Source organism: Pollutimonas harenae, from assembly GCF_004153685.1.
Taxonomy (GTDB): domain Bacteria; phylum Pseudomonadota; class Gammaproteobacteria; order Burkholderiales; family Burkholderiaceae_B; genus Pusillimonas_C; species Pusillimonas_C harenae.
Window position 1 is genome coordinate 235,146 of sequence record NZ_SDQD01000001.1, and the last position, 14,363, is coordinate 249,508.

At 56.0% G+C, this 14,363-nt stretch carries 15 protein-coding genes, 1 tRNA gene and 2 riboswitches; of the genes, 8 read left to right on the plus strand and 8 right to left on the minus strand.

The features are described 5' to 3' along the window. Positions 1-70 precede the first annotated feature (70 nt). Complete coding sequence (locus ERD84_RS01115; RefSeq protein ID WP_130037441.1) at positions 71-853, plus strand: exodeoxyribonuclease III; 783 nt, start codon at positions 71-73, stop codon at positions 851-853. On the opposite strand, the gene ERD84_RS01120 is transcribed toward ERD84_RS01115, so the two are convergent. The 4 genes from ERD84_RS01120 to metX all read right to left on the minus strand — a co-directional run bounded on the left by ERD84_RS01120 (position 850) and on the right by metX (position 4,587). Then, positions 850-1,464 carry a trimeric intracellular cation channel family protein gene (locus ERD84_RS01120; RefSeq protein WP_130037443.1) on the minus strand — a complete coding sequence of 205 codons (615 nt, stop codon included), beginning with the start codon at positions 1,462-1,464 and terminating at the stop codon, positions 850-852. The two genes, ERD84_RS01115 and ERD84_RS01120, sit on opposite strands and share 4 nt — an antisense overlap. Before the next feature lies 1 nt (position 1,465). Next, positions 1,466-2,698 (minus strand): muropeptide transporter, encoded by a 1,233-nt coding sequence (locus tag ERD84_RS01125; RefSeq protein WP_130037445.1) that lies wholly within the window; start codon positions 2,696-2,698, stop codon positions 1,466-1,468. Between the two features lie 12 nt (positions 2,699-2,710). Then, on the minus strand, positions 2,711-3,334 hold the full coding sequence (gene metW / locus ERD84_RS01130; RefSeq protein ID WP_130037447.1) for a methionine biosynthesis protein MetW: 624 nt from the start codon (positions 3,332-3,334) through the stop codon (positions 2,711-2,713). Then, the gene (gene metX / locus ERD84_RS01135) at positions 3,331-4,587 is read right to left on the minus strand and encodes a homoserine O-succinyltransferase MetX (protein ID WP_130037449.1); all 1,257 of its coding nucleotides are present in this window, start codon (positions 4,585-4,587) and stop codon (positions 3,331-3,333) included. The genes metW and metX overlap by 4 nt, the downstream gene beginning before the upstream one ends. After that, positions 4,577-4,655: riboswitch (SAM riboswitch) on the minus strand. (Overlaps the previous gene by 11 nt.) Before the next feature lie 179 nt (positions 4,656-4,834). On the opposite strand from metX, the gene ERD84_RS01140 reads away from it, so the two are divergent. Further along, positions 4,835-5,149 (plus strand): helix-turn-helix domain-containing protein, encoded by a 315-nt coding sequence (locus tag ERD84_RS01140; protein WP_130037451.1) that lies wholly within the window; start codon positions 4,835-4,837, stop codon positions 5,147-5,149. Here ERD84_RS01140 and ERD84_RS01145 read toward each other — a convergent pair. Then, complete coding sequence (locus ERD84_RS01145; RefSeq protein WP_130037453.1) at positions 5,034-5,543, minus strand: hypothetical protein; 510 nt, start codon at positions 5,541-5,543, stop codon at positions 5,034-5,036. The two genes, ERD84_RS01140 and ERD84_RS01145, sit on opposite strands and share 116 nt — an antisense overlap. 55 nt (positions 5,544-5,598) lie before the next feature. Here ERD84_RS01145 and gshA point away from each other — a divergent pair, with 55 nt between their 5' ends. From gshA to ERD84_RS01170, 5 genes are all read left to right on the plus strand, one after another. Continuing rightward, positions 5,599-7,167, plus strand: a complete 1,569-nt coding sequence (gene gshA, locus ERD84_RS01150) for a glutamate--cysteine ligase (RefSeq protein WP_130037455.1) — start codon at positions 5,599-5,601, stop codon at positions 7,165-7,167. A gap of 29 nt (positions 7,168-7,196) precedes the next feature. Further along, positions 7,197-7,364, plus strand: a riboswitch (yybP-ykoY riboswitch). A 7-nt stretch (positions 7,365-7,371) separates the two neighbouring features. Next, complete coding sequence (gene mntP, locus ERD84_RS01155) at positions 7,372-7,941, plus strand: manganese efflux pump MntP (protein ID WP_130037457.1); 570 nt, start codon at positions 7,372-7,374, stop codon at positions 7,939-7,941. Between the two features lie 66 nt (positions 7,942-8,007). Next, positions 8,008-8,328: an enoyl-CoA hydratase/isomerase family protein gene (locus tag ERD84_RS01160; RefSeq protein WP_245150588.1), complete on the plus strand. Its 321-nt coding sequence runs from the start codon at positions 8,008-8,010 to the stop codon at positions 8,326-8,328. A gap of 18 nt (positions 8,329-8,346) precedes the next feature. Next, positions 8,347-9,330 carry an acrylyl-CoA reductase (NADPH) gene (gene acuI, locus ERD84_RS01165; RefSeq protein WP_130037459.1) on the plus strand — a complete coding sequence of 328 codons (984 nt, stop codon included), beginning with the start codon at positions 8,347-8,349 and terminating at the stop codon, positions 9,328-9,330. Between the two features lie 239 nt (positions 9,331-9,569). Beyond that, positions 9,570-9,962: a hypothetical protein gene (locus ERD84_RS01170; protein ID WP_130037461.1), complete on the plus strand. Its 393-nt coding sequence runs from the start codon at positions 9,570-9,572 to the stop codon at positions 9,960-9,962. A gap of 54 nt (positions 9,963-10,016) precedes the next feature. Here ERD84_RS01170 and ERD84_RS01175 read toward each other — a convergent pair whose 3' ends face one another. Both ERD84_RS01175 and ERD84_RS01180 read right to left on the minus strand, forming a co-directional pair. Further along, positions 10,017-11,402, minus strand: a complete 1,386-nt coding sequence (locus ERD84_RS01175) for a chloride channel protein (protein ID WP_180001917.1) — start codon at positions 11,400-11,402, stop codon at positions 10,017-10,019. Positions 11,403-11,456: 54 nt separating this feature from the next. Continuing rightward, positions 11,457-11,531: transfer RNA gene (locus tag ERD84_RS01180), tRNA-Arg, on the minus strand. 242 nt (positions 11,532-11,773) lie between these two features. On the opposite strand from ERD84_RS01180, the gene ERD84_RS01185 reads away from it, so the two are divergent. After that, on the plus strand, positions 11,774-12,700 hold the full coding sequence (locus ERD84_RS01185) for a c-type cytochrome (RefSeq protein ID WP_130037463.1): 927 nt from the start codon (positions 11,774-11,776) through the stop codon (positions 12,698-12,700). Between the two features lie 121 nt (positions 12,701-12,821). On the opposite strand, the gene ERD84_RS01190 is transcribed toward ERD84_RS01185, so the two are convergent. Further along, positions 12,822-14,357 (minus strand): 3-hydroxyacyl-CoA dehydrogenase, encoded by a 1,536-nt coding sequence (locus ERD84_RS01190; protein WP_130037465.1) that lies wholly within the window; start codon positions 14,355-14,357, stop codon positions 12,822-12,824. Between the last annotated feature and the right edge of the window lie 6 nt (positions 14,358-14,363).

Here is a 14,363-nt window from a genome sequence, read left to right on the forward strand (position 1 = left end):
CACGCTCGCATGGTGACCACAATTCAGGTTACAGTCGTGGCTTCTATAGCCATTCCGGATATGCCGCGCCATGCTTCGTGTTATTTCAGCAAATCTGAACGGTATCCGCTCAGCCGTTCGTAAAGGATTCCTCGACTGGGTTCCCCAGCAGAATGCCGACTTTATCTGCATGCAGGAATTGAAAGCGCAAGCCGACAACATGAGCGCAGACATGCTGAATCCAGAAGGTTATTACGGCTATTTCCACTACGCCGAGAAAAAGGGCTATAGCGGTGTGGGACTCTATGCACGCCAACAGCCGCTGCAGGTCATCCAGGGACTGGGCGTACCCGAGATCGATGCCGAGGGTCGCTATCTGGAGCTCGTCTACGACAAGCTATCCGTCATTTCGGTTTATCTACCCTCAGGTTCCAGTGGAGATCACCGGCAGACCGCCAAATTTATGTTCATGGAACATTTTTTCAAGCATCTGAGCGAACTGGCGTTATGCGGCAGGCAGGTCATACTATGCGGCGACTGGAACATCGCACACAAAGAAATCGACCTGAAGAACTGGAAGGGTAACCTTAAAAACAGCGGCTTCCTGCCCGAAGAGCGCGCCTGGCTAACCCGTGTGTTTGATGAAATAGGCTGGGTCGACGTCTATCGCAGCCTATACCCCGATGCCACCGGTGATGCCTACACCTGGTGGAGCAATCGCGGACAAGCCTGGGCCAAGAACGTGGGATGGCGTATTGACTACCAAATCGCTACCCCACAATTGGCGGCCACCGCAAAAACGGCTTCCATTTACAAGGAAGAGCGCTTCAGCGATCACGCGCCGCTGACCATCGACTACGACTGGACAGCCTAGCGCCATTCGTCACGGTAAACGAATTTAGGCATCTGCCAGTTGTAATGCAAGGCCAACATCCGGAAGGCCAGCCCCACAGCCATCGAACCGATCATGGACAGGTTCAGGTTCAGCCCCAGGTGCTGCGCCCCCAGAAACAGGGCGCCGGTTACCACCGACACACTGGCGTATAGTTCTTTGCGCAGCAAAAGCGGGATATCGTTGCACAAAATATCGCGTAGCATGCCGCCAGCACATCCGGTGACCATGCCACTGATCAGCACTACGGTAATGGGCAGTTGCATGCCCGACGCAATCTGGCAGCCGATCACGGTAAACACGACCAGACCCAAGGCGTCGAGCCACAGGAAAATACTGCGCAAACGCCGCATGATGGGCGCCACCAGTGCTGTCAGCAGTGCCGCACCCGCGGTAATCCACAGATACTCCGGATGACGTACCCAGGTAACGGGATAGTGCCCCAACACCACATCACGCAAAGTTCCACCACCCAGTGCCGTCACGCAGGCAATGATGGAGACTCCCACCCAATCCATATCCCGCCGGCCAGCAGCCAGCGCCGCCGTCATGGCCTCTGCAGTAATCGCGATCACATAAAGCACCAGCAACATGTCAGGGTTTCCCATCCAGGCCGTCGATTTCGGATTTGCGCAAGTACAACAGGATCAGACCGGGCAAGGCAATAAGCACCGTAACGACAAAAAAACCGGACCAACCCATGGACTCTACCAAAGGAGGTGTCAGCGGCCCGGCAAGATAAGTACGCCCCACTGCCGATAATGCTGACAATAAGGCAAACTGCGTGGCCGAGAACTCCTGTTTGCACAATGCCATCAGCAAGGCCACGAAGGCCGCCGTGCCCAGACCTCCGCAGAGGTTTTCAACGGCAACCACCAGCGCCATTGAATACAGATGCGGCGGTGTAACGGCCAGCACCCAGTAGCCGAAATTGGAGGTGGCCTGCAGCAAGCCAAACAGCATCAGTGAACGGTACAGCCCCAGGCGCGCCATAATGGAGCCGCCCGCCAGCGCCCCGACTATGGTGGCCGCCAGTCCAAACACCTTGTTGATGGTGCCCACCTCCGACACACTGAAGCCAGCACCACGCAACAGGAAAGTCGTTGACAAGGCGCCGGCAAAGGCATCGCCCAGTTTGTACAAAATAATGAGTAGCAGAATCGTCAGGGCACCACGCCGCTTGAAGAATTCAAGCAGAGGTTCGACCACGGCCAAAGCCAAGGTACGGGGCGGCCGTGTCACCACTTCGGGTTCGGGCGCCAGGGTTGTGGCAACCGCGCATATCGCCATGAAGCCCCCCATGAGGAAATACATATTCCCCCAGCCTAACCACTGGTCTGCCAGAATCAACGCCAACCCACCCGACACAATCATGGCCAGGCGATAGCCCAGCACCTTGATCGCCGCACCGGCGGCACGTTCTTCTTTACGCAGGACATCGGTGCTGTAGGCATCAAAGGCGATATCTTGCGTGGCTGACAAAAAAGCCACCAGGACAGCCAGTGCAGCCATCAGGCCCAGGTTGTTTCCCGGAGAAAACAAACCCATGCTGGCAATCGATGCAGCCAGCAGCAGCTGGGTAAGAAAAATCCAGCCCCGGCGACGCCCCAGCAATGGTGGCGCATAACGATCTACCAAGGGCGCCCAAAAAAACTTGAGTGTATAAGCCGTACCGATCAGCGTCAGGAAACCAATATTCTGCAGCGATACATTATCGACTGTGGCCCACGCCTGCAACGTTCCGCTGGTCAGGGCGAGCGGCAGACCGCTTGCAAAACCCAGCACCAGCAGGGGCAATACACGCGGGCTGGCATAAACATGGGCCATGGAGCTGATTATTTAACCTTTGTACGATTGGGGGGATTCGAAGCGATACACCGCCAGAGTGCTGCGCCAACTGGGCAAAAGTTTAACTTCTTTATTGCCGTTGAAGGTAGCCAGATGGGTAATGCGCAGTTTGTGGGCTTGAGCCAGGCCCTCAAAGTCTTTCAGTGTGCACAAATGAATATTGGGCGTATTGAACCACTGATAAGGCATTTCACCTGTAACCGGCATGCGCCCCCGCAAAATGGACCAGCCATGAGGCCAATATCCGAAATTGGGAAAAGACACGATCCCGTAGCGCGCCACACGTGCCATTTCGCGCAGGATGTGCTCGGTATGATGCATGGACTGCAATGTGCGCGACAGCACTACCGTATCGAATTGCTGATCGTCGAACAAGGCCAGGCCCTGCTCCAGATTTTGCTGAATCACCCTGACTCCACGGCGCACTGCGGCGATCATCTGCTGGTCATCCAGCTCGACGCCTGCGCCCACCACATTCTTGTTGTTTTGCAAGTACGCCAGCAAAGTGCCATCAGCACACCCGAGGTCGAGGACTCTGCTGCCTGGCTCTATCCAGCTGGCGATACGCTTCAGGTCGGCCCGCACATGGCGGGGTGCTACAGCGGCCTGACTCATGCCAGCACCCCCGTAGTTTTTGTACGCTCACCCAGACCCAGCTGTGCGGCAATCCGATCATAGTAGCCCTGAACCACCGAATGGTAACGGGCGTCATCCAGCAAGAAAGCGTCGTGTCCGTGTGGTGCATTGATTTCTGCATAAGTGACGGGTACCCGATTCTTGAGTAACGCGCGCACTATTTCATGCGAGCGCTCCGGTGGAAAGCGCCAGTCGGTGCTAAACGACACCAGCAGGAAACCCGCCTTGACCGCTTCCAGGGCACGAGCCAGGTCCCCCCCAAAATTGCGTGAAGGGTCGAAATAGTCCAGCGCACGCGTAATCAGCAAATAAGTATTGGCATCAAAGTAAGTCGAGAACTTTTCGCCCTGATAACGTAAGTAGGACTCGACCTCGAACTCTACGTCGTAGCCGTAATGAAACTCGCCATTGTCGGCAGGCGCACGCTGGGTCCGTCCAAACTTGACCGCCATGTCGTCATCCGACAAATAAGTAATGTGACCCACCATACGCGCCACCGACAGCCCTTGCCGGGGTACCGTATTGTGGGCGTAATAATCACCACCGTTGAAATCAGGATCACTGATGATGGATCGTCGCGCCACCTCGTTGAAGCCGATATTCTGGGCGGACAACCTTGGTGTGCTGGCAATCACAATACAGTGCTCCACACGCTCCGGGCAGGTGATGGCCCAGCTAAGGGCCTGCATGCCGCCCAATGAGCCGCCCATGACCGCCGCAAATTTATCTATATTGAAATAATCGGCCAGGCGTGCCTGAGCGCGTACCCAATCTTCGACGGTGAGCATGGGAAACGCGGCTCCCCACGGCTTGCCTGTATCCGGATTGATGCTGGCTGGCCCTGTGGACCCAAAACATGAACCGATATTGTTCACGCCAATCACAAAGAAACGCTCGGTATCCACTGCCTTGCCGGGCCCAACCATGTTGTCCCACCAACCTACGTCTTTAGGGTTTTCGGCTGCTACACCCGCCACATGATGCGAAGCGTTGAGTGCATGGCAAACCAGAACGGCATTGTTGCGCTGCTCGTTAAGCGTGCCATAGGTTTCCACCGCCAGTTCATAACTGGGCAACACCTGTCCGCTGGTGAGGGCAAGCGGCTCGTCGAATGAGATAAAGCGGGGGGCAACAACACCTACCGAGCCAGCAGGAATGGCGACAGGCGCCGTGACGGATGCTGTGGAATCAGGGAGGGTTGAAGAAGAATCGGGTACGGTAAGTTCGGCCATATGGACCTCTTTAGCTGGATTTATGAGGCGCCCGCAAGCAGATCAAGCAAATCGGCGCGTGTTAAGCCTGGATTTTAACACCCCCGACCTACCGGGTGTTCGGGACACCTGCAACTGGCAAAAAAGGGCAGTCAATTTATCCAGTCTGGTTTTACGATAATGATAATATTAGATACGTTTATTACATAATAAATACATTAGTAACGTTATATATTAAATTCAATTTGCACGGAATCCGAAAATCAACATGAAACCGCTAACCGAAAGGGAGCTCACCTGCTTGCGCTGGGCCGCCGTTGGCAAGACCAGCTGGGAAATGGGCGCCATCCTGGGCCTTACCGAAAGAACAGTCAATTTCCATGTGCACAACGCTTGTCGCAAGTTAGGCGTACATGGCCGGCAAGCCGCCATTACCACAGCCCTAAGGTCAGGCTTGCTGCCTCTGCTCAGCGAGCCGTCTCCAGCCCCTGCAAAAACTGATCTGCCTGATGCCCTGGAAATGCTTCCGGCGCAGCCATCACCAGTCCCTCGACCAGCGCCTCGCCCGTCAACCAAACCCTAGCCTGCAAGCGTATATTGCCCTGCGGCCCTTGGCCGTCAATGAAAAACACTTCACCCAGTGCGGGTAACACGTCAGGCTCGGCAAGCCCCATATTACGGTAGAGCGAGCGCATGACTGCCGTCGCAAACTCATGACGCAAGGCTTCGTCCTGACGGACATCAGGCGGCAAGGCAGCATAAGCGACGGTAAACAGCGTGTCGTCAACCGTGGCACTGGTCAGCCCAAACTCAATCTCGTGTCCCGAAAACTGCAGTTCCCGGGATTGACTGATGGGCTTATCGGGGAAAAACGCCATCACGGCACCATCGGCCACTGACACTTGGCGCCAGTTATAGTCGGGGGAACAGGCCGCCAAAAGCAGCAACACCAGGAAGATCGAAGCAACACGTCTCAAGGCCATACCTCAGGTAAAATCGCCAGCTATAAAACCACTTTAAAGATTTTCTGCAATGACTTCCAGCCACCCACGCCTCGCCCTGCTCGGTCAACACTCATCTGTGCTGCAGGGCGTGTTGCGCGGTATCGAAAAAGAAGGCCTGCGAGTCGACGAGCACGGCAAGCTGGCGCAAACACCTCATCCGAAGACCCTGGGCTCGGCACTGACGAATCCACGTATTACCACCGATTATTCGGAAGCATTGCTGGAACTCATTACAGGCACCCACAATTCTACCGAAAGCCTGATGGCTGAGCTCGAGCAAACGCACCGCTTCGTGGCACAGAGCCTTGAAGGCGAGCTAATCTGGAATCAATCCATCCCGGCCACACTGCCACCTGAGGCCGATATCCCCATCGCCTGGTACGGCACTTCGAACAGCGGCTTGCTGAAGCATGTTTATCGCCGCGGCCTGGCCGAACGATACGGCAAGGCCATGCAATGCATTGCAGGCGTACATTACAACTTCTCGGTACCGGAACAATTATGGGAATTGCTGGAAATCGAGGGCGCATCAGCCAAACAACGACGTTCTAAAGGCTATCTGGCCCAGATACGCAACTTCACGCGCTACTCGTGGCTGCTGATGTATCTGTTTGGCGCCTCGCCCGCCATGGCTAAAGACTTTATTCCAGACGCCGACCAGTACCTGCAAGCGTTCGACGCTACTACCCTGTATCTACCTTACGCTACCAGTCTGCGCATGAGCGATCTAGGCTACCAGAGCAACAAGGCGCAGTCAGAGCTGCAGCTTTGCTATAACGATCTGGAAACCTTTCTGACCCGTATGCACGCAGCCGTGACCACGCCATGGCCTGAATATGAAGCCATAGGCACACACCGCAACGGCGAGTGGATACAACTCAACACCAACATCATTCAAATCGAAAACGAGTACTACTCCAATATTCGGCCCAAACGTACTACTGGCCGCGGCGAGCGGCCCGCTACCGCCTTGGCTGAGCGCGGAGTTCAATACATCGAAGTGCGCTGCCTCGATATCGACCCGGTATCGCCGGTAGGTATTTTGCCCGAAACAAGTCGATTCATGGATGCCTTCCTGCTGTTCTGTGCCATTGAGCCCAGCCCCTCTTTTGCCAACAATGGCTACTGCACCGACAGCCACGACAACTTTGGCTCTGTGGTCAAAGAAGGCCGCAAACCCGGCCTGACCCTGGTACAAGAAGGTCGGCCCATATCGTTGGCAGACTGGGGGGTTGAACTCATCGAGCGCATCACGCCCTATGCCAGGCTACTGGATCAAGCCCTTGATAGCGGCGAGCGCCACACACAGGCGGTGCTGGCACAACAAGCCAAGCTGACCGACAGCGCCCTGACGCCATCAGCGCTCCTGCTCGCCAACATGCGCGACCAAGGCCTAAGCCTGCACGAATACACGTTGCAGCAAAGCCTGCAACACCGCGAGACGCTACGCGCTCAACCACTAAGCAACGACGAACAGCATGCATACGAGCAAATGGCTCAAGCATCGTTTGCCGAACAAAAGCATCTTGAAGAAGCCGATACCGAAGACTTTGACAGCTATGTTGCACGCTTTCATGCCGCGCTAAAAGACAATTAAGGCCTCCTGCACGGCCTAAGGTACAATTGCGCCTTCTCTTTGGGGAGTAGCCTGCTTCCGCCTCACGCGAAAGGGTTGCGTCAACATACTTGGCCACTGGCCATGGCGTAACCGGCCGCAAGGCATGGCGAGACCATAGATACTTGCATGCGTCACCGGGCCGCGTGCGGGTGTCCATGCGTCGCCCGGTCGGAATTTCCACACATGACTTTTTTGTCCACGCTGATTCTTGCGCTGGCAATGTCCACTGATGCATTTGCTGCCGCGGTAAGCAAGGGCGTTGCACTGCGCAAGCCCCGTTTTTCAGAAGCTGTTCGCACAGGCCTGATATTTGGTGTTATCGAAGCCCTCACCCCTCTGATTGGCTGGGCCCTGGGTTCTATCGCGGCCGAGTTTGTTTCTGAATGGGATCACTGGATAGCGTTCTGTATGCTGCTCGTTCTGGGCTGCATGATGATACGCAATGGCCTGAACAACGAGTCAGAAGAGGCTCCTCCGGTCACCCGCCACTCGTTCTGGTTGCTCGCCGCCACCGGCTTTGCCACCAGCATCGACGCCATGGCAGTGGGCGTCAGCCTGGCTTTCATCGACAACAACATATTGATCACGGCAGCCGCCATAGGCCTGGCTACGCTGGTAATGGTGACGCTGGGCGTGATGGTCGGCAGGATCGTTGGCATCATCGCGGGGAAATGGGCCGAGGTACTGGGCGGCCTGGCACTTATAGGCATAGGCTCAGCCATTTTGTACGAGCATCTATCTGCTGTACCGTAATCTTTGTTGGCCGAACCTTTGCCCTTTTCGCGTTACCGCTGAATCAGGAAGCCGCAGCCCATACCCGTGAAAGTAGCGATGGAACTCATGCTGCTCGGCGAAGTCATCGACGCCCAACGAGCCTATGACGTAGGCATGGTAAACCGCGTGGTGCCCAAAGGTCAGCATATCGAGGAGGCCATGAAGATGGCGCGCCGGCTGGCGGCCAACGCGCCCGTCGTTTTATCCATGCTTAAGCGCTTTGCTGCGGCGACCGTGCCGCAAAGCCCAGTAGAAATTGCAGGCCATGCCTGGCGGGAAACCGAGCGCGTCTTTAGCAGCGAAGACTTCCAGGAAGGCCTGAATAGTTTCGCCGAAAAACGTTCCCCAATATTTTCAGGCCGATAAACAGTACACGGAGGAAAAATGTTCAAAGCAATCCTGATCGACAAAAAAGACGACAAGCAACACACCCAACTCACCGAAGTTAATGAATCGGCCCTACCCAAGGGCGACGTTACCGTCCGTGTGGCGTATTCCACACTCAACTATAAAGATGCGCTGGCCATTACCGGAAAGTCGCCCGTTGTCCGCAGCTTTCCCATGGTGCCGGGCATCGATTTCGCCGGCACGGTAACCGAATCCAGCCACCCTTCATACAAAGAAGGCGATCAAGTCGTGCTAAATGGCTGGGGAGTCGGCGAGAAGCACTGGGGCGGTCTGGCCGAATATGCAAGGGTAAGCGGTGACTGGCTGGTACCACTGCAACAACCGTTCACCCCCAGGCAAGCCATGGGTATCGGCACAGCCGGCTACACTGCCATGCTGTGCGTGATGGCACTCGAGCGCAACGGCGTCACGCCGGACAAAGGGCCGGTTCTGGTCACCGGTGCGGCGGGCGGCGTAGGCAGCGTCGCCGTCGCCATATTATCGAAGTTGGGCTACACCGTTACTGCGGTAACAGGACGCCAACAAGAAGCTGACTATCTGCGAAGTTTGGGAGCATCTGACATCCTGGATCGCGCCGAACTCTCGGAACCAGGCAAGCCCTTACAAAAAGAACGCTGGGCCGGTGCCGTTGACGTAGCCGGCGGACAAATGCTGGCCAACGTGTGCGCATCGATTCAATACGGTGGTGCCATTGCTGCTTGCGGACTAGCTGCAGGCATGAGCTTACCGGCTAGCGTCGCACCCTTCATATTGCGCGGCATTACCCTGGCTGGCGTCGATAGCGTGATGCGTCCGCTCGCCGATCGCCTGCAAGCCTGGCAGCGTCTGGGCACAGATCTGGATATCGCCAAGCTCGACCATGTCACGCACGAGCTTGCGCTGCACGATGTGATCCGGACTGCGCCAAGTTTTCTTGAAGGCCAGGTTCGCGGCCGCATCATCGTGCCGGTGGCGTCATAGGCGGCAAGGCTAGGGGAAATCCATACTAGGGGAATCCATAGCGGTTAAATTGTAAGAAAGCCTTTTCAATGATGACTGACTCTGTACAATAAATTAACCCTTTTTAAATGGAAGTTGAAATACGGCGCAGTCTGAATTCTATGGTCAACGGTTTTTCGCTCGGTGAATAGCTCGATCGTTTTTAGTTCACCGTCATCAACTCCATCAAGGGGTGCTTTATCACCAAACGGAGGAAAAACATGTCCACTGAAAAGATGAACAACCTGGCGCAATACCGGCCAACCAAAGCGGTCTGGTTCTGGTCCTGCGTCGGCGCTTCCGCCCTGACCATGATTGTTGGCTTTACCGCCGGAGGCTGGGTAACCGGCGGCACCGCAACTGAGCAGGCCCAAGCCTCTACCGAACAAGCAGTCGCCTCACTGGCAGCCAACATCTGCGCCAATCGCTTTCTTGCCGCCCCCGACGCCACACACCAAGTCACCTTACTCAAAGAGGTCGACTCCTGGAAGCAAGACAGCTTTATTGAAGAAGGCGGCTGGGTCACATTCGCCAACATGAAAGAACCTGTCGATGGTGCTGCCGACCTGTGCGCAGAAAAAGTCCTGGCCAGCAACCCGCAAACTACAGGCTAAACCGTAAAACAAGCCCCGGTCGGACTAACACCGGCCCGGCGCCTGTTACATGAGTCAGCGACGTGGTTTGCGCCGCCAAAGCTTTTCCAGCCCACGCCCCAGCTGATACTTACTGAGCCACTTCAGCAATCCGTACGACAGCCTTACCTTTTCTTGGCCCAGAGGAAGATCGGGCTGCACCTGCATCCAGGAAGATTTCGGATACGCCAGGACCTGATCCGGATAAACGCTGCGATGCCCAATGACAAGATAGGCGGCTATGCTCGCACCGGCGACATAAACCGTACCGGCTACGCCACCAAACAACTCCACCCCCATCAATATGGCTGCCACGGGTGTATTGGATGCTGCGGCAACAACCGATACCAGGCCTACCGCCGCCCCTAGCGTTGGATGGATTCCGAGTAGTGGAGCGACAGAACTGCCAACCAGCGCACCAATCACGAATTGCGGTGTAACAATACCGCCATAGAAGCCCGAGCCCAGCGTAATGGCCACCAGCAGCGCCTTCCAGAAAAAACCCAGATAGGGCATGGCCTGCCCTTCAAGCGCATCGTCCATAAGATGCGTGCTCAGGCCCAGGTAATCAGTCGGTATGAAAATGATCAGGACGGACAGTAAGATGCCACCCAGCAAAGGCATGAATGGCGGCCATATATTGAAGCGCTCACGCAAGCTATTGAAGGCGCCTTTGAACCAGCCGACCAGGTCAACAAAAATCCAGGCAGCAACCCCACACACGCAGCCGATAATGACCGTTTTCAGGAAAATAATTTCAGAAAATTCCGGTAAGGCCTGGATGGCGTAATAGTGATAGGGTATCCCCCAAAACTTGCTGATCTCAAACGACGCGACGCCAGCAATAATGGCTGGGAAAAGAAAGTCATGACGAATGCGGCCGATAGCCAGCACTTCAACGCCGTAGATCGCGCCAGCAATAGGAGTGCCAAAAACACTGGCAAACCCTGCGCTCACGCCACAAGCAACAAGACGTTTTTGCAGCTCAACATTCAATCCGAAGACGCGCCCCAGGCCGGAAGCAAGCGTACCGCCAATATGCGAGCAAGGGCCCTCCTTGCCAGCTGACCCGCCAGAGGCCAAGGTAATGAGCGCCGCAACCGGCTTGACCAGGACAGTCTTGAAGGGCATGCGGCCATTCTGATGATGCACGGCGGCTATAGCCGAATCTTTCAAGCCTGTGGTGTTTGCACGCCGGCCATAATACAGCAGCAGGCCGTTCAGCAAGCCGCCGATTGGAAGCAGCAGCATCTGCACCCATAATGGAATGAAGACAGCAGGATGATCGGTCAGGAAGTGCAGGGCATGCAGGAACAGGCTGGTTCCAGTGCCAACAATGGTGCCTGTAATCGTTGCGAGAACCAGCCACTGAAGGACTGTCGCAAGCATGACGGCAGTTTCTATGTAATTGAAGCGGCGCATGCAGTTAGCTCAAACTGCCCGGGCAGCGGCCTAAAAGGCTGCTTTTGAAGAAGATGGCGCGCCCGACAGGAATCGAACCTGTATCAAGAGCTTCGGAAACTCTCATTCTATCCATTGAACTACGGGCGCAGGGCCGTCATTGTAGCGTGTTTATGGAGAATTTTTTATGCACCGATGAACAAGAGGTCAACCAAGGCGTTATGAGCCAGGACGGCGGCACTTTATGCATTCAAGCATGACTCTAGTTATAATCGCAGATTCAAGAGCGTCCGCTATTGATACTTATCAAGCAAACGGGCCTCCTGCAAACAGTACAAATCACAGAATTCAGGCCTTGGCGCCCTCAGACTAGGAACACGCAGGATTCGATTATGAACAATACGGAAGAACACGTCGAAGAGACCATCGAGGAGCACGAAGGCCTCATCAAAACGCCCAAGCAGTTGATCGTAACCGTCATTCTGGCGTTCATCGTGCCGATTGTCTTGATCATCTTGCTGGTCAATCTGGTCGAAGCCAGCGCCCAGATGGGCTCCGGTTCCGATGCTCAAACCGAAGAATCCATCGCCAACCGCATCAAGCCGGTTGCCAGTTTTCATTTGGTCGATGCCAATGCGCCCAAGGTGTTCAAAACGGGCCAGCAAGTCTTTGAATCCACCTGTACTGCCTGCCATACCGCAGGCGTAGCCGGCGCCCCCAAGCTGGGCGACAAGGCAGCCTGGGCGCCCTTCATCAAGGCCGGCTACGAAGAAATGGTCAAGGTCGCCATCCATGGCAAGGGTGCCATGCCACCTAAAGGCGGCAACCCATCTCTGGACGATTTCGAAGTAGAACGTGCTGTCGTCTATATCGCAAACCAGTCCGGCGCCTCGTTCGAAGAGCCTAAAGAACCTGCCGGCGATGCTCCCGCTGCCGACGCCAAGCCTGCCGAAGCGGCTGCAGCGGCGGCCGCACAGGCTGCGCCTACAGAAGCTCCTGCCGCAGCCGCTCCTGCAGCGGAAGCGCCAGCCGCTCCTGCAGCTAAAGCTGAAGCTCCGGCCGAGCAAGCAGCCGCCATCGATCCTGCTGGCGAAAAGCTTTATAAATCGGTCTGCTTTGCCTGCCACGCTGCCGGCGTAGCCAATGCACCCAAGTTCGGCGACAAAGCCGCCTGGGCCCCACTCATTGAATCCGGCATGGACACCATGGTTTCCATCGCCATCAACGGCAAGGGCGCCATGCCACCGCGTGGCGGCTCTCAGGCCAGCGACGCAGAAATCAAGGCAGCCGTTCAGTATATGGTGGAAGCCGCTAAATAAGCGGAGCCATCAACGCTCCCCCAAGGGCACAAAAAAAGCCGCTGCAACTCATGGTTGCAGCGGCTTTTTCCATGGCCGATCCCTCTCTATGCAGGGATTACGGCCAAGCGATCAAACCAAATTAGCGGGCTACACAAGCGGCTTCGGCACGCAGGGACAATCCCAGTTGAACCCTGCGCTGCAGCCAGGGGCTGGGCCGGTAGCGCATATCACCAGTCGTGTGTTGCATGGCACGCAGAATCTCGAGAATATGTGCGGCGCCCAGACTATCACCCATGCTCAGCGGGCCACCTTTTGGATAACCCAGCCCCAGCGTAACGGCCTGGTCAATATCAGCAGGTGTGGCAATAACCTGCTGTGCAATATCAGAGGCTACATTGACGATAGCGGCCACAATGCGTTGGCCGACAAAGCCCGCTGAATCGTCTATGACCGACACAGATGTGCCATCCGAGGCAAACAGAGCGTGAGCCGCATCGCGCCACTTGGGCAGTGTTGCCACCGAGCACATCAGTACACGCCGCCTGCCCTGCTCCAGCCCAAAAAACGTATCGAGCGCCACCGTGCGCTCACCATCTAGCTGATGCGATCCGGCCACGCTTGCCGTATCTTCACCATAGGGCGTCACGACAATCAGAACGTCTTCAGGCGGGGTTTCGGTCGCAACCACCGTTGCGCCAAGATTTTTCAGCAAAGCCGCAGCACGCCTGTGCCCAACCGAATGGAAAGGCGCCAACCATACTTTCAGGCCATCGGGCAACGACGGCACGGCGGGCTCGACCGGGCTTTGTTTCTGCCCATCCGGATAAGGGTAAAAGCCTTCAGAAGTTTTACGGCCCAGCAATTTTCCGGCGGAACGCACGGCGGTGATGGGTGATGGGCGAAACCGCGGCTCATCGTAAAACTGCTGATAAATAGACTCCATGACGGGATGTGAGACATCAAGACCCGTCAGATCCAGCAGTTCGAATGGCCCCATACGAAAACCGGCCTGTTCGCGCATGATGGCGTCAATTTGGTAATACGGAGCCACAGACTCCTGGGCTGTTTTCAAGCCCTCTACATTCATGCCACGGCCAGCGTGATTCACAATGAACCCCGGCATGTCCCTGGCCCGCACGGGGGTATGCCCCATAGTGCGCGCCAATGCCATCAGCGCGTCGCCCGTCTGCGAGTCGCTGCGCAGCCCGTCAATGATTTCGACCACCTTCATGAGCGGCACGGGATTGAAGAAGTGGAAACCCGCCACGCGCCCAGGATGTTGACAGGCCTGAGCGATGGCTGTGATCGACAGAGATGAGGTATTCGAAGCAAGTATGCAATCAGCCTCGACAATGCCTTCAAGCTGCTTGAAGAGCTCAGATTTGACGTCCAGGCGTTCGACAATGGCCTCGATGACCAGGTCAACACGGCTCATCTCTTGCAGATCGGCGCAGGCCCTTACGCGTTCCAGGGACTCATTGGCAAGTTCCGCGGTAATTTTGCCTTTGCCGGCCAGCTTGCCCCATATTTGCTGCAGGCTCTCGCGAGCAGCTTCCACAGCCTTGGGATTCACATCGAACAGCAGTACATCCAGGCCTGCCTGCGCCGCAATTTGCGCAATGCCGCGCCCCATGGCACCCGCACCGATTACACCTATGGTTTTGATACTTTTCATCTTACC